At 57.9% G+C, this 17,697-nt stretch carries 19 protein-coding genes and 1 pseudogene; 13 read left to right on the forward strand and 7 right to left on the reverse strand.

All coding sequences use genetic code 11. The annotated features are described in order from the left end of the window. Nucleotides 1–2: 2 nt before the first annotated feature. Nucleotides 3–1,234, reverse strand: a pseudogene (locus tag ACZ1HE_RS16905) (MFS transporter). A gap of 284 nt (nucleotides 1,235–1,518) precedes the next feature. On the opposite strand from ACZ1HE_RS16905, the gene ACZ1HE_RS16910 reads away from it, so the two are divergent. Continuing rightward, nucleotides 1,519–1,761 (forward strand): hypothetical protein, encoded by a 243-nt coding sequence (locus ACZ1HE_RS16910; RefSeq protein WP_472622652.1) that lies wholly within the window; start codon nucleotides 1,519–1,521, stop codon nucleotides 1,759–1,761. 93 nt (nucleotides 1,762–1,854) lie between these two features. Here the strand turns inward: ACZ1HE_RS16910 and ACZ1HE_RS16915 are convergent, their stop codons facing one another. Beyond that, the gene (locus ACZ1HE_RS16915) at nucleotides 1,855–3,432 is read right to left on the reverse strand and encodes a bifunctional metallophosphatase/5'-nucleotidase (RefSeq protein WP_472622654.1); all 1,578 of its coding nucleotides are present in this window, start codon (nucleotides 3,430–3,432) and stop codon (nucleotides 1,855–1,857) included. A gap of 143 nt (nucleotides 3,433–3,575) precedes the next feature. On the opposite strand from ACZ1HE_RS16915, the gene ACZ1HE_RS16920 reads away from it, so the two are divergent. Genes ACZ1HE_RS16920 through arsC form a run of 5 tightly spaced genes read left to right on the forward strand, consistent with a single transcriptional unit; the run spans nucleotide 3,576 to nucleotide 5,736 of the window. Next, nucleotides 3,576–3,914: a DUF952 domain-containing protein gene (locus tag ACZ1HE_RS16920; RefSeq protein WP_472622656.1), complete on the forward strand. Its 339-nt coding sequence runs from the start codon at nucleotides 3,576–3,578 to the stop codon at nucleotides 3,912–3,914. Beyond that, complete coding sequence (locus ACZ1HE_RS16925; protein WP_472622658.1) at nucleotides 3,911–4,078, forward strand: hypothetical protein; 168 nt, start codon at nucleotides 3,911–3,913, stop codon at nucleotides 4,076–4,078. The genes ACZ1HE_RS16920 and ACZ1HE_RS16925 overlap by 4 nt, the downstream gene beginning before the upstream one ends. A gap of 28 nt (nucleotides 4,079–4,106) precedes the next feature. Further along, on the forward strand, nucleotides 4,107–4,343 hold the full coding sequence (locus ACZ1HE_RS16930) for a DUF1330 domain-containing protein (RefSeq protein WP_472624523.1): 237 nt from the start codon (nucleotides 4,107–4,109) through the stop codon (nucleotides 4,341–4,343). Further along, nucleotides 4,340–5,398: a quinone-dependent dihydroorotate dehydrogenase gene (locus tag ACZ1HE_RS16935; protein ID WP_472622660.1), complete on the forward strand. Its 1,059-nt coding sequence runs from the start codon at nucleotides 4,340–4,342 to the stop codon at nucleotides 5,396–5,398. Before ACZ1HE_RS16930 ends, ACZ1HE_RS16935 begins: the two co-directional genes overlap by 4 nt. Continuing rightward, on the forward strand, nucleotides 5,395–5,736 hold the full coding sequence (gene arsC / locus ACZ1HE_RS16940; protein ID WP_472622662.1) for an arsenate reductase (glutaredoxin): 342 nt from the start codon (nucleotides 5,395–5,397) through the stop codon (nucleotides 5,734–5,736). The genes ACZ1HE_RS16935 and arsC overlap by 4 nt, the downstream gene beginning before the upstream one ends. 132 nt (nucleotides 5,737–5,868) lie before the next feature. Here arsC and ACZ1HE_RS16945 read toward each other — a convergent pair whose 3' ends face one another. Genes ACZ1HE_RS16945 through ACZ1HE_RS16955 form a run of 3 tightly spaced genes read right to left on the reverse strand, consistent with a single transcriptional unit; the run spans nucleotide 5,869 to nucleotide 8,115 of the window. Continuing rightward, nucleotides 5,869–7,179: an MATE family efflux transporter gene (locus ACZ1HE_RS16945; RefSeq protein WP_472622664.1), complete on the reverse strand. Its 1,311-nt coding sequence runs from the start codon at nucleotides 7,177–7,179 to the stop codon at nucleotides 5,869–5,871. 4 nt (nucleotides 7,180–7,183) lie between these two features. Then, nucleotides 7,184–7,696: a PaaI family thioesterase gene (locus tag ACZ1HE_RS16950; protein WP_472622666.1), complete on the reverse strand. Its 513-nt coding sequence runs from the start codon at nucleotides 7,694–7,696 to the stop codon at nucleotides 7,184–7,186. Continuing rightward, nucleotides 7,696–8,115 (reverse strand): PaaI family thioesterase, encoded by a 420-nt coding sequence (locus ACZ1HE_RS16955; RefSeq protein ID WP_472622668.1) that lies wholly within the window; start codon nucleotides 8,113–8,115, stop codon nucleotides 7,696–7,698. Before ACZ1HE_RS16955 ends, ACZ1HE_RS16950 begins: the two co-directional genes overlap by 1 nt. 117 nt (nucleotides 8,116–8,232) lie before the next feature. Between ACZ1HE_RS16955 and ACZ1HE_RS16960 the strand changes: the two genes are divergently transcribed. From ACZ1HE_RS16960 to ACZ1HE_RS16990, 7 genes are all read left to right on the forward strand, one after another. Beyond that, entirely contained in the window at nucleotides 8,233–8,616 is a 384-nt protein-coding gene (locus ACZ1HE_RS16960) for a MerR family transcriptional regulator (RefSeq protein WP_472622670.1), read from the forward strand. 547 nt (nucleotides 8,617–9,163) lie between these two features. Beyond that, a complete protein-coding gene (locus tag ACZ1HE_RS16965; RefSeq protein WP_472622672.1) occupies nucleotides 9,164–9,565 on the forward strand; it encodes a MerR family transcriptional regulator in 402 nt (133 codons plus the stop codon). 51 nt (nucleotides 9,566–9,616) lie between these two features. Then, complete coding sequence (locus ACZ1HE_RS16970; protein WP_472622674.1) at nucleotides 9,617–11,395, forward strand: acyl-CoA dehydrogenase C-terminal domain-containing protein; 1,779 nt, start codon at nucleotides 9,617–9,619, stop codon at nucleotides 11,393–11,395. Between the two features lie 57 nt (nucleotides 11,396–11,452). Further along, nucleotides 11,453–11,665, forward strand: coding sequence for a hypothetical protein (locus ACZ1HE_RS16975; protein ID WP_085796647.1), 213 nt, complete (start codon nucleotides 11,453–11,455; stop codon nucleotides 11,663–11,665). 260 nt (nucleotides 11,666–11,925) lie between these two features. Further along, nucleotides 11,926–12,564, forward strand: coding sequence for a glutathione S-transferase family protein (locus ACZ1HE_RS16980; protein ID WP_472622676.1), 639 nt, complete (start codon nucleotides 11,926–11,928; stop codon nucleotides 12,562–12,564). A gap of 13 nt (nucleotides 12,565–12,577) precedes the next feature. Then, nucleotides 12,578–13,789: an acetyl-CoA C-acetyltransferase gene (locus tag ACZ1HE_RS16985; protein ID WP_108790332.1), complete on the forward strand. Its 1,212-nt coding sequence runs from the start codon at nucleotides 12,578–12,580 to the stop codon at nucleotides 13,787–13,789. 24 nt (nucleotides 13,790–13,813) lie between these two features. Further along, nucleotides 13,814–16,015, forward strand: coding sequence for a 3-hydroxyacyl-CoA dehydrogenase NAD-binding domain-containing protein (locus ACZ1HE_RS16990; protein WP_472622678.1), 2,202 nt, complete (start codon nucleotides 13,814–13,816; stop codon nucleotides 16,013–16,015). Between the two features lie 104 nt (nucleotides 16,016–16,119). On the opposite strand, the gene ACZ1HE_RS16995 is transcribed toward ACZ1HE_RS16990, so the two are convergent. Together ACZ1HE_RS16995 and ACZ1HE_RS17000 are read right to left on the reverse strand one after the other, a co-directional pair. Then, nucleotides 16,120–16,794, reverse strand: a complete 675-nt coding sequence (locus ACZ1HE_RS16995) for a Hint domain-containing protein (RefSeq protein ID WP_472622680.1) — start codon at nucleotides 16,792–16,794, stop codon at nucleotides 16,120–16,122. A 232-nt stretch (nucleotides 16,795–17,026) separates the two neighbouring features. Beyond that, a complete protein-coding gene (locus tag ACZ1HE_RS17000) occupies nucleotides 17,027–17,683 on the reverse strand; it encodes a sulfotransferase family 2 domain-containing protein (RefSeq protein ID WP_472622682.1) in 657 nt (218 codons plus the stop codon). Nucleotides 17,684–17,697: the final 14 nt, after the last annotated feature.

Genomic DNA, 17,697 nt, shown 5'->3' on the forward strand with positions numbered 1-17,697 from the left:
GCTCATTCCGCCGGGGCCGGTTGTGGGCGGGCAAAAATCGTCTCGTGCCCAGGTTCCGGATGACGCGGGATCAACAGCGACAGCCCCAGCGACACCATCGCCATACAGGACGCCATCACAAAGACCGCCGCCGGTGAGACCACCCACAACAGGCCCAGCAGAACCGGCAAGAAGACCGCTGCGATATGGTTGATGGTAAAGGCTACCGCCGCCGTAGGGGCAATGTCCCCGGGATCGGCGATCTTCTGGAAATAGGTTTTCAGGGCCATCGCCAGACCAAACAGGATGTGGTCGATCACGTAAAGAAACGCTGCCAGCATGAAGCCCCAACCAAACCAGTAGAGACCTCCGTATGCCCCGAACACGAGCGCCAGCCCGATGTATTCGAACATCAGCGTCCGGCGCTCGCCGAACTTGGCAACTGCCTTGCCCAGGAACGGCGCGGCAAACATGTTGATCACAAGGTTGATCAGATAGAGGCCGGTAAGTTCGTGCACCTCGAACCCGAAGCGTTCAACCATCATGAACCCGGCGAAGACCATGAAAATCTGCCGCCGTGCTCCCGACATGAATTGGAGCGCGTAGTATAGCCAGTACCGTTTCCGCAGCACCATCTTCTTGACCTGCGGCGTTGGTGCCTCGAACTGCGGATAAGCAACCAGACAGAACAACGCGATAGCCGCAGTCACCCCGCCTGAGAGCATGAAGACGATGTTGTAGGTCAGGTTGAGCGTATCCCACATCATCACGATCAGCACAAAAACCACTGTCGTCGTGGCAGACCCGGCCGCCATCAACCAACCCAGCATCTGCGGCGCGCGCTCTTTCGGCAGCCATTGCAGTTGCAGAGATTGGTTCACCGTCTCGTAATAATGAAATCCGATCGAGCTGAGCAGTGTCAAAAAAGCAGGCCCTGCAAGCTGGGAAACCATGCTGTAAAGGCCGTGGCGACCCCAAGCATAAAAAGTGAGATCAGCCCAAGAACCTGTTCTCGCACAAAAATAATTATGGCGATGACCCCAACGGCCAGAAACCCCGGGATCTCGCGCACGGTGTGCAATAGGCCGATGTCGGCCCCATCAAAATCTGCGACCTCGATGACGAAGTTATTCAACAGAGCATACCAGGAGTAAAAGGCAATCGGCATCGCCATCGCCGTGACAAACAGCAAGGTAAACGGGCGTCGCCAGAACGGCAGGCTGTGTGCCTCGGCAAGGGGGATCGGTTTCATCATGAGAGTTCTCTACGCCTATTAAGTAGGCTTGGCGAGACCCCACACGCCAACGCACAGTCAGCCTGCGTCAACGCGCAGACCAGTGTTTGCCACTTCAACTCAGGGCCATGTGCATAGCGTCTTACGTTGACCAACAAAACTAAGAGGGCCGGTTGACCCTAAGGGCTTGCCAAAGCGAGTGGTGGATTCTTCAATTTGGCCACCACCTTCGGCGCGATGTTACACCATAAACACTTCACCCTTATTTGCGTATGGTCAGGATAAATTGATTTTCGAAGAACTTGATGCTTCACGGGTCGAAGAACGGCGAAGAACAGACCGTGATGATCGATACCACCTATATAAAAGGTACTTTGCACCGTGACCTGCATGGTCAAAAAAATGAGATGTTATCAATTAAGGCCAATCTTGCGGTTCCGTTTGGCCCAAGAAGGAACCTCAGAACGCTTGTGAAACACACTTTGCAGAAAGTGAAAGCGTCTAAAGTTCGAGCGGCGGTCGACATTCCCCCTGAGTTCGGCAATTGATTTGCCGCCCCATCAACAGAGTGAACGAACCGCAACAAAAAAGGAGCGCGAGATTAACCCGCGCCCCTTGTGAAACCTTGGTATGATCTGACCTTACTTCTGCTGGATACGGCCATCCACATAGGGTTGATATGGCGCGTTGGCAGCCAGATACTCGGCTGTCACATCCGCCAAGTCCGGGCCGAAATCATAGGCGTTTTTGTCTTCGCCTGCGAACATCTTGTAGCCATCGCCACCGTTACGAACATAGTTGTTGGTGACCACCATATACGTAGCTGCCGGATCAATTGGCACAAAACCATCTTCGCTGGCCACCATGACGTCGCTTACACGCCCTTCGTTAGGGGCAACAGCAGGATCCCAGCTGAATGTAAGCCCGGCGACTTGTGGAAACCGACCTTTGACTTCTTCAACTTGGCTAACACCATTTTCCAACGCATCGATCACGCCCTGACCATTGATTTCAAAAGTCGAGAGCGTGTTCTGGAAGGGCAATACAGTCAGCACCTCACCCATGGTCACGTCACCAGCATCCACACTGGCACGAAGGCCGCCCGAGTTGGCAATGGCGATGGTTACACCCTGATCCGCAACGCGTTCCAGCATGGCATCTGCGACCAGGTTGCCCATCGCGCATTCCTGAATGCGGCATACCGCCCGGTCCCCTTCGATTGGCGAGGCAGCACTTGCCACCACCTTGTTGCGGATCTCATCCAGCGGTTTGGCCAGTTCGGCGATACGGGCCACAGCGGCCTCATCCTCAGCCACGGCGCCGTCCATAACCAGCGGTTCGCCCTTAGCCTCGACCACGTTGCCGTCATCGTCAAAGACGACATTCAACTCGCCCAGGAACTTGCCATAGGCATAGGCCTGCACGATCTGCACGTTGTTCACCACTGTCGGGTACGGGCCAGCCGCACGATCTGACACATTGCTAAGGTATGTATTGGAGTGCCCGCCAACGATCACGTCGACACCGGTTGTTTCGGCGGCAACGCGCTGGTCAACGGCGTAGCCCGAATGGCTCAGCACGATAATCTTGTTCACACCCTCGGACGTCAGCTTGTCGACCTCGCCCTGAACAGCCGCAACAGGATCACTGAAGGTCACGTTCGGACCGGGGCTAGCCAGCTCATCGGTGTCCTGTGGGGTCAGACCGATCAAGCCGATCTTTTCGCCGCCCTTTTCGATCACAGTTGATTTCATCAGCGTATCGGCCAGCAGCTCTTCTTTCGAGACGTCGGCGTTTGACATCAGAACCGGAAACTCGACCGCATCCATAAAGCCGCGCAGCACCTCTGGTCCGTCGTCGAACTCGTGGTTGCCGACGGTCATGCCATCATAGCCCAGCTTGTTCATGAACTCGGCTGCAACCTTGCCCTTGTAATAGGTGTAAAACAACGACCCTTGGAACTGATCCCCACCGTCTACCAGGACCGAACTTCCTGCGCGTTCACGTGCTTCTGCGATAGCGGTCACCAGACGCGCAGAACCACCAAAACATTTGCCCTCAGCGTTATCACCTTCGCTGCAGCCGCTGTCGTACTTGCTGATCGGCTCGAACCGGGAATGGAAATCGTTCGTGTGCAAAATGGTCAGCTTGTATTCCGCCGCCGCCATCCCGGCCGTCAGGCCAAGTGCCGCAGCAGACATCAGAAATCGGTCCAACATGACTGAACTCCCTTATTGTTGGTTTTGGACAGATCGTGCCCCTGTTTGGCCCCCAGAGTCAAAGACAGAAATGGGCGACGTAAGGAAAGGTCGCCCTGCATTGGTTCTTGATTCCCGCGCTTGCCCAAGGCATCACCCAACCCATGCTGATCTATAAAATCTTCCGCGCGGACGAATGGGCCGCATTGCAGGCCGCAGGCGAAACCGACGGCGCGCCGATTGATGTAAGCGACGGGTTCGTCCACTTCTCGACCGCCGAACAAGCGGCCGAGACGGCGGCCAAGCACTTTGCCGGGGTCGAAGGGCTGCTTTTGTTGGCCTGCAAAGCCGACGCCATGGGCGATGCGTTGAAATGGGAAGTGTCTCGCGGCGATGCACTGTTCCCGCACCTCTATCGCAGGCTGCACATGACCGACGTGCTTTGGGCCAAGCCCCTGCCCCTGTTACACGGCACGCATCAGTTCCCGGAAGGAATGGAATGAGCCAATACATTGACCCGGAACGTGAACAGTTCGAAGCCTTCAAAGCGCTTGATCGGGATCAGCCGATCGAGATGCTGAACTTGGTGAAATTCCGCGACAGAGCGACCTACCCCGCTGATCACCCCTTATCCTCGGCCAAGCCTGACCGGAGCCGAAGCCTATGAAAATTATGGCATCGATACTGCACCGATCATCGCGCGGCTTGGCGCCTCGATTGTCTGGCGCGGCTCAATGCAATCAGTTTTGATCGGCCCCAGTGATGAGCATTGGGACGAGGTCTTTGTCGCCCGATACCCAACCGCGCATGCGTTTCTGGACATGGTGACCGACCCTGACTATCAGCGCGCAGTCATTCACCGGCAAGCAGCCGTCGAAACCTCGCGGTTGATCCGCTGCGCGCCCACAGCTAGTGGAAAGGCATTCGGATGAAGCTGACCGAGAAATTGGGCCTCGCCGCGCTGCACCGGATGGATCCCGAAGCGGCGCATGGCATGTCGATCAAGGCGCTCAAGATGGGTTTGACGCCCACGACTGGGCCGGTCACGTCATCACGTTTGCGTACACATATCGCCGGTCTTGATCTACCCAACCCGGTCGGCCTTGCTGCTGGGTTCGACAAAAACGCCGAGGCACTGGCGCCGCTCTCGCAATCGGGGTTTGGCTTTATCGAGGTGGGCGCCGCCACGCCGCGCCCGCAGCCCGGCAACCCGAAACCGCGCCTCTTTCGCCTGACCAAAGACAAGGCCGCAATCAACCGCTTCGGCTTCAACAACGAAGGGATGGAAACCATTGGCGCGCGTTTGGCCAATCGTCCAAAGGATGCGGTAATCGGGCTGAACCTGGGCGCCAACAAGGACAGCACCGACCGACCTGCCGACTTTGCTCGTGTGCTGTCGCATTGTGCTGCACATCTGGATTTCGCAACGGTCAATGTGTCTTCACCCAACACCGAAAAGCTGCGCGACTTGCAGGGAAAAGAGGCTCTGACCGCGCTTTTGGCGGGCGTGATCGAGACCCGCAACAGGCTGGAGCGCCGGGTGCCCGTTTTCCTAAAGATCGCGCCGGATCTGACCGAAACCGAGATCGATGACATCGCTGCCGTCGCCTACGACACAGGCGTCGACGCGGTGATTGCAACTAACACCACTCTCTCGCGCGACGGGTTGACCAGTGCACACAAAGACGAGGCCGGTGGCCTGTCCGGAGCGCCGCTGTTTGAAAAATCCACCCGCGTTCTGGCACGGCTGTCTGCCCTTACCGAAGGGCGTACGCCGCTGATCGGCGTTGGCGGCATCAGCACCGCTGAACAGGCCTATGCCAAAATCTGCGCTGGCGCCTCGGCCGTGCAGTTTTACACGGCCATGGTTTTTGGTGGTTTGTCGTTGGCAGGCGATATCGCACGAGGATTGGATGCGCTCTTGCAGCGCGATGGATTTGCCTCGGTCGCGGATGCAGTTGGCAGCAAACGAGAGGACTGGCTGTGATTGAATATTGGCACAACCCACGCTGTTCCAAGTCCCGCCAGGGGTTGGCGTTGCTCGAGGAGAAGGGCGCAGAACTCTCTGTGCGCAAATACCTGGAAGATGCGCCCACATTGGATGAGCTTCGCACAACTCAAGCTGCGCTTTGTGTTGCCGCGATTGAGATGATGCGGACCGGGGAAAAAACGTTCAAGGAGTTGGGGCTGAGCACGGATGCCAGCGATGCGACCCTGTTGCAAGCGATGGCAGATCACCCGATCCTGATCGAACGCCCCTTGGGTAAAACAGGCGAAAGGGCCGTGATCGGGCGCCCGCCCGAAAACCTTCTCGCCCTGCTCTAAAACCTGCGCGGCCTGTCGGCCTTGCGTCCTGCGGACGGCGGGGGCCAGGCTCAGGTGGGCTTTGCCCACCTGAGCCTGGCCCAACGGGAGGAGGTGTTTCGCAAGAAACATCGATGACGGGCGGGAGTTCCCTTAGGCCGCAACTTGCGCCTCGAGGCGGGGATAGCGCACCCACATGGTCAAGCCACGGGCCACATTCAGCACCATCAGGGCGGCCCATAGCCCGTGGTTCCCATAAGCTGGGACAAGCATCACCAGAGCCACCACATAGGCCGCCACGGATTGGATCATCGCGATCCGCATATCTCGGGTCCAGGTGCCACCAATATAGATCCCGTCAAACATCCAACTCGCCACACCCAGAACCGGAGCCAGCGCTGCCCAGAATAGGTAGTCACGTCCGACGTCGCGGACATCCGGTGAGGTCGCCATAAGGTCGATGATTGCGGGACCAGCCAGCCAGAATATTAATCCCAGCCCTATCGCGCCACCTACCCCCCATTGCGACGCAATTACAGCCGCACGTCGTACCTGTGCGCGATCCCCGGCACCAACAGCGCCGCCCACAAGCGCCTCAGCCGAGAAGGCAAAACCATCAAGCGCAAAAGCCGTCACCTCCAGAAATTGCAGCAGGATCTGGTTTGCGGCCAGATTCACGTCGCCTAGATCCGAACCAATGAATAGGAAGGTGGTGAATGACCCCGTCAGCAGAACTGACCGCACCATGATATCCGCGTTCACCGCCATCATCCGGCGCAGGCGTGCAGGGTCGAAGATCCGCGTCCAGTTGCGCCACTGTTGCCCTGCAAAAGCATCCCGGCACAGCCACAGGCCAAGCGCCAGCCCGGTCCATTCGGCAATCAGTGTGGCAACAGCCACGCCTTCGACACCCCAACCCAGCCCCAGCACGAACCAAAGGTCCAGCACGATGTTGAGCCCGTTCATCCACAACTGCAGGACAAAGACACCTCGTGTCCGCTCGACCGCAATCAGCCAGCCAGTAACGGCATAGAGCGCGATAGTCGCAGGCGCCCCCCAGATACGGATCGTGAGGTAATCAAGCGCCAACCGCTCGACTTCGGCGCTGGCCGGGGCAAGCCAGAATGCGCCAGCAAATAGCAAGGCCTGCCCAAAAATGAACAGCAGCCCACCGGCAAACCCCAACAGCAGACCCCGCATAAGCAGAGCACCGGTTTCGGCCACGTCCCCTGCCCCGCGCGCCTGCGCCGCCAATCCGGTGGTGCCCATCCGCAGAAAGCCGAAAATCCAGTAGAGTGCGGACAGGATCACGGCCCCGATCCCCACAGCTCCGATGGGTGCCGCTGCCCCCATCTGGCCTACAACACCCGTGTCAACCGCGCCCAGTATGGGCACAGTTGCATTTGAAATAACGATCGGTATGGCGATGTTCAGAACCCGCCGGTGGGTGATCTGATCGCTCACCAGATCACTCGGCCTTGAGCTGCGGCATCAGGAAGTGACCGCTGGCCTGCGCGAAAAGCTTGTCGTGATTGTCCTGCCACGCCTCAACCCGAACCGAGGCATAGCGCCGCCCGGCCCGGCTGATATAGGCCCGAGCATAAGCGTCGCGCGGCAGGCCCGAGCGCAGATAGTCCACCGTCAGATCGATGGTCTTGGGAAACGGAGGCATATTGCCGGCCTCGATGTCCTCGGGCGACAGCTCGCCGCTTTCGATCAGCGGCCACAGGTGCGACCAGCTGAGCGAAATCACGGCCGTCACCTCGAGAAACGCGGCTGTCACGCCGCCATGGATCGCGGGCAGAAACGGGTTGCCGATCAGCTTGTCGTCAAAATTCAGCACCCCTGTCAGTTCATCTCCGCGTCGGTCAAAGGTGATGTCGAGGAACTGAACAAAAGGCACGCCATTGACGAGCGCATTCAACGTGGCATCGCGGCGCTGCTTGACCACTTGCATTGGTTCAGGCTTGGATCGAGTCATCAGCGTTTCTCCACCGTGAATGCGCCCGAGGCCGTGGCCACGGGGCGATCCGTGTCTTCGTCTGTCGCGGTCGCCCGTACAAAGGCCACGTTGCGAGTGATGTGATAGCACTCGGCCTTGGTGGTGATGGCCTGCCCCGGCGTTGCTGCCCGCATGTAGTCGATCCTGAGGTCGATGGTCGCGGTCCCGCCAGGCGCGGCGGGGTGACTCATCACGGCAGCCCCCGCGCAGGTGTCCATCATCGCAGACACCGCCCCGCCGTGGATCACGCCGGTCTTGGGATCGCCGATCAACGCCTCGTTATAGGGCATGGTTATTTCAGCCTCGCCGTTGCCGATGTAGGTCAGCTGAAGTCCAAGGGCCTTGGCGTGAGGAATGGCCTGAATAAACTGAGCCGCGATTTTTGTCTTGTCTGTCATTGCTTGCACTTTATGCATGGGCTTTGTCTCTTTATGAGCCTGCGTGCGCCAAAAGGGCAAGCCCACCTGTTGCGCTTGTCGCAACGACACCATAGGTTGCGGCCAAGGAGATTTAGAATGTCTGACACCCGACTGTCATTCAAGGAGATGTGCGCCGAGTTCGACGTCACCCCGCGCACGCTTCGGTACTATGAATACATCGAGCTTTTGCAGCCCGACCGCGAAGGCCGCTCGCGCTATTATGGTGCACGCGAACGCGCCCGGATGAAGCTGATCATGCGCGGTCGCCGTTTCGGCTTTCCCTTGGAAGAGATCCGGCAGTGGCTACTGATATATGAACACGAAGGCAATCGTGCGCAAATGGAAGCATTCGTGCGCAACGCCGGTGTACAACTCAAAGAGCTTGAATCGCAAAAACAGCAACTCGAAGAAGCCATGTCCGAACTAATCCAATTGCGCGAAGAAACCGCCAAGGACCTGCAGGACGGCAAGATCGAGTAGAATTTGAAGCGTTTGCCCCACTCTCAAAAACACGTGAAATGCTCGGGGCGGCGTTGATCTAACAGATTGACAACTACATTCTTGTCATTGGTGCATCGCGACCAGTGACCAGGGGTCACTTCGGTGCTGCACCTATTCTGGTGAGAGGTGCCCAATGAAACTTCCCTTTCTGATCGTAATCTCATGCTTTGCTCTTACCGCTTGCGACGTCGGTCCAAACGGTTATGGAACCGCGCCTGCCGCGCGTGTCCCAAGCCAATTGGGATGCCCAGGTTTCCGCAAATCGATCAGCGCGGCGACAGCATTATGCAGGTCCACGTGGTGGTGCTTCGGGCCGGTGATTCACCTGAACACCGGCTTACTACACCGCAAACCCATTGTGACGCGGCGGCAAATTATTGCCGGAGTACCGCGAAACTTCGTTTGATCTTACGTCAGAAATTTCGTGACGCAGCGTTCAACTTACGTAAACGTCAAGCGGATGTTGTAAACAGCGGCAACACTGATCACCTCAGGGTCACAACACTTGTAATGAGAGTTTGACATTATGACTGACAACACACTGACCATTCGCGAGATGTGCGACACGTATGATGTTACGCCCCGCACCTTGCGGTTCTATGAGTCAAAAGAATTGTTGTTCCCTATCCGCGAGGGACAAAAGCGCCTGTTCACCAAACGTGACCGCGCGCGCCTGAAACTGATCCTGCGTGGTAAACGTTTTGGCTTCAGCCTGGAACAAATTCGCCAACTTCTCGACCTTTATGACGTAGGTGATCAGCAACAGGTTCAGCTGGAACGGACCTATGAGCTGGCGCGCGAACGTCTGGCTGACATGGAACTGCAGCGCGATGAGCTGAACCAGGCCATTGATGACCTCAAGGAACAACTCAAATGGGGTGAAAAGATCATCACCTCGAGCAATCAAGACAAGAAGGCCGCCGAGTAACTTCTTCGGTCCTCCGATCTCAACAATATCCATCTACCCAGGGAGCTCCTCATGCCCATCTACAACGCCCCAACCAAGGACACTCAGTTCGTTCTGCATGACGTCCTCAAGGTCTCGCAATCCGACATTCCCGGTTATGATGAGCTGGAAAGCGAGTTCACCGGTGCCGTTCTGGAAGAAGCCGGCAAACTGGCCACCAACGTGCTGCACCCGCTGAATGTTGTCGGCGACACCGAAGGGTGCCGTCTGGAAAACGGCGTTGTGCGCACCCCCACCGGGTTTAAGGAAGCTTTTGAAGAGGTCAAAGCAGGCGGTTGGACCGGATTGGACATGCCAGAGCAGTACGGCGGTCAGAACATGCCTTACGTGATGGGAACCGCAGTGGGCGAGATGTTCTCGGCCTCCAACAGCGCATTTACAATGTATCAGGGCCTGACCCACGGTGCAGCCTCGGCGATCCTGGCACACGGCACCGAAGAGCAGAAAAACACCTATCTGCCCAAAATGGTCAGCTGTGACTGGACCGGCACCATGAACCTGACCGAACCGCACTGCGGCACCGATCTGGGCCTGATGCGCACCAAGGCGGAACCGCAGGCTGATGGGTCGTACAAAATCACCGGGCAGAAGATTTTCATCTCGTCGGGCGATCACGACATGGCCGACAACATCATTCACCTGGTCCTGGCCAAGATCGTTGGCGGCCCCGAAGGCATCAAGGGCGTATCGCTGTTCATCGTGCCCAAATACATGGTCAACGAAGACGGCTCGCTGGGTGATCGCAACCCTGCCACTGTGGGTAAGATCGAAGAAAAGATGGGCATCCACGGCAATTCGACCTGTGTGATGAACTATGACGGCGCAACCGGCTTCCTGATTGGCGAAGAGCACAAGGGCATGCGCGCCATGTTCACCATGATGAACGAAGCTCGTCTGGGCGTCGGCATGCAGGGCCTGTGTCAGGCGGATGCGGCGTATCAGAACGCTGTGGAATACGCCAAGGACCGCCTGCAAGGCCGCGACGTGACCGGTGCCAAGAACCCCGAAGGCCCTGCCGATCCGCTGATCGTGCACCCTGACATCCGCCGCAACTTGATGGATCAGAAGAGCTTTGTCGAAGGCGCGCGCGCGTTCATCCTGTGGGGCGCCTCGATGATCGATGCGGCACACCGTAAGGGTGACAAGGACGCCGATGGCCTGATCTCGCTGCTGACCCCCGTCATCAAGGGCTTTCTGACCGACGAAGGCTACGACATGACCGTTCAGGCACAACAAGTCTATGGCGGCCATGGCTACATCGAAGAATGGGGCATGTCGCAATACACACGCGACGCCCGTATCGCCATGATCTATGAGGGCGCCAACGGCGTTCAGGCGCTGGATCTCGTGGGCCGCAAGCTGGCCGCAGATGGTGGCAAGCACGTGATGGCTTTCTTTGAGCTGGTGAAATCGTACATCAAGGACAACGCAGGTCAGGACGAAGCGTTTGATCGCCACTTCTTGGAGCCTCTGAAAGCAGCGTCCAAGGACCTGCAGGCTGCTGGCATGTACTTCATGCAGAACGCGACCAACCCCAACAATGCGTTGTCGGGCTCGTATGACTTCATGCACATGTTCGGCCACGTCTGCCTCGGCCTGATGTGGGCGCGTATGGGCAAGGCTTCGCTGGAGGCACTGGCCGCTGGTACCGAGGACAAAGAGTTCTATGAGACCAAGTTGACCACCGGCCGTTTCTACATGGCACGCCGCCTGCCCGCGACCGGAATGCACCTGACCCGCATCCAGAGCGGTGGCGACACCATTATGACACTGGACGCCGCGAACTTCTAAGCGGAACATCGGCTTCGGGCGGCCCACGCCCGAAGCCAACTATTCCAAAGGACGCCCATGCCCAAACGCTTCAAACTGACCCGTCGTTTTCCCTGCGCCATGACCGAGGATGCGTACCGCAAGCTCAAGAATTTCGCGCGCGAAGCCGGGTTGGACGAAGGCGAGGCTTTGTCCTTCTTGTTCGAGAATTTCAACAGCGTAATCAACGAGGAGAACCTGACCCACAGACTGCGTCTGTTCAATGCAGAGCTTGAGGACCGCAAGCGATAGGTCCTCGCGGAATTCACCAAGTATCTCCGTCGAGTGCCTCCGGCGGGAGTATTTTTGAAAAGATGAAATGGGAATGCGTCCCTGCCACGGGGCTCACTCGCCATCAGGACAGGGACGACTTCACCTTTTGCGGCCATCGGCTCTCCAGCCTGTACCGCGTCTCTAACCAAGCACATCAGGGTTAACGAAGTGTCACCAATGCCTCTTCATCTTTTCACAAATACTCAAATTCCACGGCCAGCCACGGGAGGGGCCTTGCCATGACAATGAAACTTTACTGCTTCGGAGAAAGCGGCAATTCTTACAAGGCGGCCCTGGCCCTGCAATTGAGCGGGCTGCAGTGGGAGCCGGTTTTTGTCGACTTTTTCAAAGGCGAGACCCGCACGCCGGAATACCGCGCCAATGTCAACGAGTTGGGCGAGGCCCCCGTGCTGGTGGACGGTGAATTCAAAACCGGACAATCTGGCGCGATCCAGGCCTATGTGACCGAGAAGTCCGGCAAGTTCGGCGGCAAGACCCACGAAGAGAACTATGAGATCTTTCGCTGGGTGCTGTGGGACAACCACAAGCTCAGCTCGATGGCTGGTGTCACCCGCTTTCTGATGAATTTCCTGCCCGAGGACAAACGCCCGGCCGAGGTGATTGCTTTCAACCAGGGCCGCCTGCGTGGCGCCTATGAGTTGTTGAACAACCATCTGGAAGGCCGCAACTGGATTGTCGGTGACGGGGTCACCAACGCCGACCTTAGCTGCTGTGGCTATCTCTACTACCCCGAACCCTTCGGCTTTGACCGTGCCGAATGGCCCCACATCAACGCCTGGCTGGACCGCATCAGCGCCCTGCCCGGTTGGAAACACCCCTATGACCTGATGCCCGGCAATCCGTCGGACCGCGCTTGAGGAGACTAAACCAATGACCGAAGCCTATATCTATGACGCCCTGCGCACCCCGCGCGGCAAGGGCCGCAAGGATGGCAGCCTGCACGAGGTGACCAGCCTGCGCCTGTCCGCGTTGACCATGAACGCCATCAAAGAGCGTAACAACCTCGAAGGCCATGCCGTCGAGGACGTGATCTGGGGCAACGTCACCCAAGTCATGGAACAGGGCGGCTGTCTGGCGCGCTCGGCCGTTCTGGCCTCGGACCTGGACGAGTCGATCCCCGGTCTGTCGATCAACCGCTTCTGCGCATCCGGCATGGAAGCCGTAAACCTGGCTGCAAACCAGGTGCGCGGTGGTGCTGGCGACGGCTACATTGCCGGTGGTGTCGAGATGATGGGCCGCGTGGCCATGGGCAGCGACGGCGCGGCAATTGCTGTTGATCCGTCGATTGCGATTGATGGCTACTTTGTTCCGCAGGGTATCTCGGCGGACATCATTGCCACAGAGTATGGCTTTAGCCGTGATCAAGCGGACGCGTTGGCTATGGAATCGCAGCGCCGTGCGGCGCAGGCCTGGGAAGAGGGCCGCTTTGACAAGTCGGTCATCTCGGTCAAGGACCAGAACGGCCTGACTATTCTGGATCGCGACGAATACATGCGTCCCGGCACCGACATGCAGTCCTTGGGCAGCCTGAACCCTGCGTTCCAGATGATGGGCGAGCAGATGCCGGGCTTTGATAAGATCGCCATGCTGAAGTACCCGCACCTGGAAAAGATCAACCACATCCACCACGCGGGCAACTCTTCCGGCATCGTGGATGGTGCAGCGGCTGTTCTGATCGGCAACAAGGAGTTTGGTGAGAAGCACGGCTTGAAACCCCGCGCCCGCATCAAAGCCACCGCCAAAATCGGCCTGGACCCGACCATCATGCTGACCGGCCCGGTGCCGGTGACGCAAAAGATCATGGCCGACAATGGCATGGCAATTTCCGACTTCGACCTGTTCGAAGTGAACGAAGCTTTCGCCTCGGTCGTAATGCGTTTCCAGCAGGCGTTTGATGTCGATCCTGAACTGGTCAACGTCAACGGCGGTTCTATCGCCATGGGCCACCCACTGGGTGCAACCGGCGCGATCATCATCGGTACCCTGTTGGACGAGCTGGAGCGTCAGGACAAGGAAACCGGTTTGGCAACCCTGTGTATCGCATCCGGCATGGGTGCAGCGACCATCATCGAGCGCGTGTAAGAACGGCGTCTGGAGAATAAGAAAATGGCTGAATTTACACTGACGAAAGACGCAGACGGCGTCGCAACCATCACCTGGGATGTACCGGGCAAAACCATGAACGTGATGTCGTTCGACGGTCTGGCCCAACTGGACGCCTGCATCGACGACGCATTGGCCGATGACGCAGTCAAAGGCATCGTGGTCACCTCGGGCAAAGAGGGCTCGTTTGCGGGCGGCATGGACCTGAACCTGCTGGCCGTGATGAAGGAACAAGCGGGCGACGACCCGGCCAAGGGCCTGTTCGAAGGCACCATGCAGATGCATGCCCTTCTGCGCAAAATCGAACGTGCCGGTATGGACAAGAAGACCAACAAGGGCGGCAAGCCGATTGCCTCGGCCCTGCCCGGCACCGCTGCTGGCATCGGTCTGGAACTGCCGCTGGCCACGCACCGCATCTTTGTCAGCGAGAACCCCAAGGCGAAATATGGCCTGCCGGAGATTCTGGTTGGCATCTTCCCCGGAGCTGGTGGCACTACTCGTCTGGCCAAAAAGCTGGGCGCGATGGCGGCCTCTCCGCTGCTGCTCGAAGGTAAGATGTTGGACGCCCAAAAGGCCAAAGGGGCCGGTCTGGTGGATGAGGTTGTTGCCGATCCGGTAGCTGCAGCGCGCGAATGGGTGCTGAATGCCAAGGACGCCGACATCGTCAAGCCGTGGGACGCCAAAGGTTACAAGATGCCCGGTGGTGCGCCCTATCACCCCGCAGGGTTCATGACCTTTGTGGGTGCTTCGGCCATGGTTCACGGTAAAACCCAAGGCGCGTTCCCGGCGGCCAAGGCGCTTTTGAGCGCTGTTTACGAAGGTGCTCTGGTTGACTTTGACAACGCGCTGAAGATCGAAGCGCGCTGGTTCACATCGGTGCTGATGAACCCCTCGTCTGGTGCCATGATCCGCTCGCTGTTCCTGAACAAGGAAGCGCTGGAAAAAGGCGCCGTGCGTCCCAAGGATGTCGCCGATCAGCGCGTCAAGAAGCTGGGCGTTCTGGGTGCAGGCATGATGGGTGCTGGCATCACGCTGGTGTCCGCTCAAGCCGGAATGGAGGTCATTCTGATCGACCGAGATCAGGCTGCTGCTGACAAGGGCAAAGCCTATACCGAGGCCTACCTCGACAAGGGGATGAAGCGCGGCAAGGTCACGCAGGAAAAGAAAGACGCCATGCTGGGCCGCATCACCGCGACCCCGGATCTGGAACAGCTCAAAGGCTGTGACCTGATCATCGAGGCCGTGTTCGAAGATCCTGCCGTGAAAGCCGACATGACCAAGAAGGTCGAGGCGATTATCCCCGAGGATTGCATCTTTGCCTCGAACACCTCGACCCTGCCGATCACCGATCTGGCCAAGGCGAGCGTTCGTCCTGATCAGTTCATCGGCATCCACTTCTTCTCGCCCGTCGAGAAGATGCTTCTGGTCGAGATCATCAAAGGCAAGGAAACCGGGGACCGTGCGGTCGCCAAGGCGCTGGATTACGTGCGTCAGATCCGCAAGACCCCGATCGTGGTCAACGATGCGCGCTTCTTCTACTGCAACCGCTGCATCATCCCTTATGGCAACGAAGCAACCCGCATGATCACCGAGGGCGTCGCGCCCGTGTTGATCGACAATGCGGCGCGCCAGTTGGGCTTCCCGGTTGGTCCTGTGCAATTGGGTGACGAGACCTCAATCGATCTGGGTGTGCGCATCATGAAGGCAACCAAAGCCGCCATGGGCAATGCCTATCCGGCGTCCGAAGCCGATGATCTGATCGTTTGGATGGAAGAAGAAGGTCGTCTGGGTCGTAAGGCCAACGCGGGCTACTTTGACTATGACGAAAAGGGCAAGCGCACCGGGTACTGGAAAGGTATCCACGACAAATACCCGCTGGCAGACGAGCAGCCCGATCTGATCGAAGTGCAGGAACGTCTGATGTTCGCACAGGTTCTGGAAGCCGTGCGCGCGCTGGAAGAAGGCGTGGTCGAGGACATCCGCGAAGCGGACGTTGGCGCGATCCTGGCCTGGGGTTTTGCACCCTGGTCCGGTGGTCCGCTCAGCTGGCTGGACATTATCGGTGCGCCTTATGCGGCCGAACGGTGTGATCAGCTGTCTGCAAAATACGGCGATCGCTTTGCCTGCCCGCCGCTGCTGCGCGAGATGGCTGAAAAGGGTCAGACCTTCTATGGTCGTTTCAACCCCGACGCCAAGGCAGCCTGAGCTTTAAGCCAATGAGAAACAAAGAAACCGGCGTCCCAAGGGGCGCCGGTTTCCTGTTGGAGACCGAGGGTATCGACGCTCCAAAGCTCCGAACCGCTCGGAGTTTAAACTAATATTTCAGGTCTGCTGGGGCGCACTGGGCGATCGCAAAATTCACCCGGCAGTAGATCTGGACGTGTGGCGACTGCCGAAGCATCATCGTCATCAATTATGCAGTTGACCAAAAATTGAGCTGCGGGACCGCTGAGCACGTCATAAAGACCCACCTTTGGGTGTTCATTTTCCCAAAAGACAGGCTGTGGATGCGGGCAATGTGCCAACATCCCACCTTCGACATAAACCACCTCATCGTGTGAAAACCCGATGGTTGTCACCTCGATCTCTTCGCCCGGCACCCCCAGAGTAATGCCCCGCAAGCCATTCAGCATGCGCGCGGGCACGACAGCAAAGGGATCGCCCATGGCATCTTGTGCGGCTTCGCATTCGACAAGGATACCTTGATCCGGCATCAACCAAAGCTCTCTGCGATTGAACAGCGCATCTCGAGGGACCAGTACCGGCCTTCGGCTTCCGATCACACTCCCTTCGGGTTGAATCAGAGTTTCGCGCTGGATGTCCACGATGGGCTGCATCGCATGGTCAAAGGTCAAAACCTTGTCCCCTACGGACAATGTTTCAACAGCACGCCAGCCCAGGTTCGAGGCCACATGCGTGCCCTTCAGAAACCCGGCTTGACCGGTAATCAACAGGCCATCCAGCGCAGCGCTGGCTTCGGCCATACGAGGGGTCCCGCGACCCCCTTTTTCTTTCCATCCGAACACAGGCCCATTCCTTGGTTGTGGCAGCAGCAGTCATAAGCACGCCGGATTAACTATGATGTATTTGATAGCAGGCCCGATTCGAGTGCCCCTGTAACGTCAGAACAAGGGCAAGAATGTGGCATTACTTCGACTTTTGGTGACAGTGAGCGTCCATATCGGGAATTGACCCCAAACTCTGAACAAACGCAGGCTAATTTTCGAACGTGTATCCAAACCGATCAATGTCTTTGCGGCACATTTCCCCTAAATGCCGGGCCGTTTCCGCGTCATAGTAGGTACGGTAGTCACGCTCGCGATCTGAACGGTTTACGTGCGGGATATCCAGTGAAAACCCAAGATGACTTTCCAGTGGCGCCATGTCTTCTTCTAAATGCTCCACCCTAATGAAAGCCTGACAGTGTTCTTGTCCATTCGCATCGCAGACATAACTCGACGCAGGTGACTGTTGGAACGACGCCTGAGTGTGAGGATGCAGAACGAATTCCCTGAACCCAACGGCTCTGGCCAGCCTGACAGCAGGGTGATCAAACCTCTGAGCTTGCAGCCAATGGTAATAGCTGACGACCCTGTCCCAGGGGTTCCGCACCAAGGTAAAAACAAACATGCCTTGTCGTGTTTCAGGCGCAATCAACCCTTCGATGTCGGCCAGGGTTGAATGCTTCCAAAGCCTGCCACGCGCAAGATCTGCAAGCCGTTTTGTCCGCCCGCGCCGTCGCACTGCCTTTGGCGTATCCCCCACAATGATATCATCCTTCATGGCGCGCGCTTCCAGCGCCAGCGCCATCGAGGTACCTCCGGTCTTTGGGATGTGAACAAAGATGTATTTGCGTCCGGTCGAAATAATCATGCAACAGGCATAGC

This window comes from Falsiruegeria sp. JB4-1, assembly GCF_055693495.1.

Bases quoted from the DNA above. Each gene is read 5' to 3' on its own strand.
- ACZ1HE_RS16965 (WP_472622672.1), top strand. From the start codon at position 9,164: ATGACTGACAACACACTGACCATTCGCGAGATGTGCGACACGTATGAT.
- ACZ1HE_RS16990 (WP_472622678.1), top strand. From the start codon at position 13,814: ATGGCTGAATTTACACTGACGAAAGACGCAGACGGCGTCGCAACCATC.
- ACZ1HE_RS16935 (WP_472622660.1), top strand. From the start codon at position 4,340: ATGAAGCTGACCGAGAAATTGGGCCTCGCCGCGCTGCACCGGATGGAT.
- ACZ1HE_RS16925 (WP_472622658.1), top strand. From the start codon at position 3,911: ATGAGCCAATACATTGACCCGGAACGTGAACAGTTCGAAGCCTTCAAA.
- ACZ1HE_RS17000 (WP_472622682.1), bottom strand. From the start codon at position 17,683: ATGATTATTTCGACCGGACGCAAATACATCTTTGTTCACATCCCAAAG.
- ACZ1HE_RS16975 (WP_085796647.1), top strand. From the start codon at position 11,453: ATGCCCAAACGCTTCAAACTGACCCGTCGTTTTCCCTGCGCCATGACC.
- ACZ1HE_RS16995 (WP_472622680.1), bottom strand. From the start codon at position 16,794: ATGGCCGAAGCCAGCGCTGCGCTGGATGGCCTGTTGATTACCGGTCAA.
- ACZ1HE_RS16980 (WP_472622676.1), top strand. From the start codon at position 11,926: ATGACAATGAAACTTTACTGCTTCGGAGAAAGCGGCAATTCTTACAAG.
- ACZ1HE_RS16950 (WP_472622666.1), bottom strand. From the start codon at position 7,696: ATGACTCGATCCAAGCCTGAACCAATGCAAGTGGTCAAGCAGCGCCGC.
- ACZ1HE_RS16985 (WP_108790332.1), top strand. From the start codon at position 12,578: ATGACCGAAGCCTATATCTATGACGCCCTGCGCACCCCGCGCGGCAAG.
- ACZ1HE_RS16910 (WP_472622652.1), top strand. From the start codon at position 1,519: ATGCTTCACGGGTCGAAGAACGGCGAAGAACAGACCGTGATGATCGAT.
- ACZ1HE_RS16955 (WP_472622668.1), bottom strand. From the start codon at position 8,115: ATGACAGACAAGACAAAAATCGCGGCTCAGTTTATTCAGGCCATTCCT.
- ACZ1HE_RS16960 (WP_472622670.1), top strand. From the start codon at position 8,233: ATGTCTGACACCCGACTGTCATTCAAGGAGATGTGCGCCGAGTTCGAC.
- ACZ1HE_RS16920 (WP_472622656.1), top strand. From the start codon at position 3,576: ATGCTGATCTATAAAATCTTCCGCGCGGACGAATGGGCCGCATTGCAG.
- ACZ1HE_RS16970 (WP_472622674.1), top strand. From the start codon at position 9,617: ATGCCCATCTACAACGCCCCAACCAAGGACACTCAGTTCGTTCTGCAT.
- ACZ1HE_RS16915 (WP_472622654.1), bottom strand. From the start codon at position 3,432: ATGTTGGACCGATTTCTGATGTCTGCTGCGGCACTTGGCCTGACGGCC.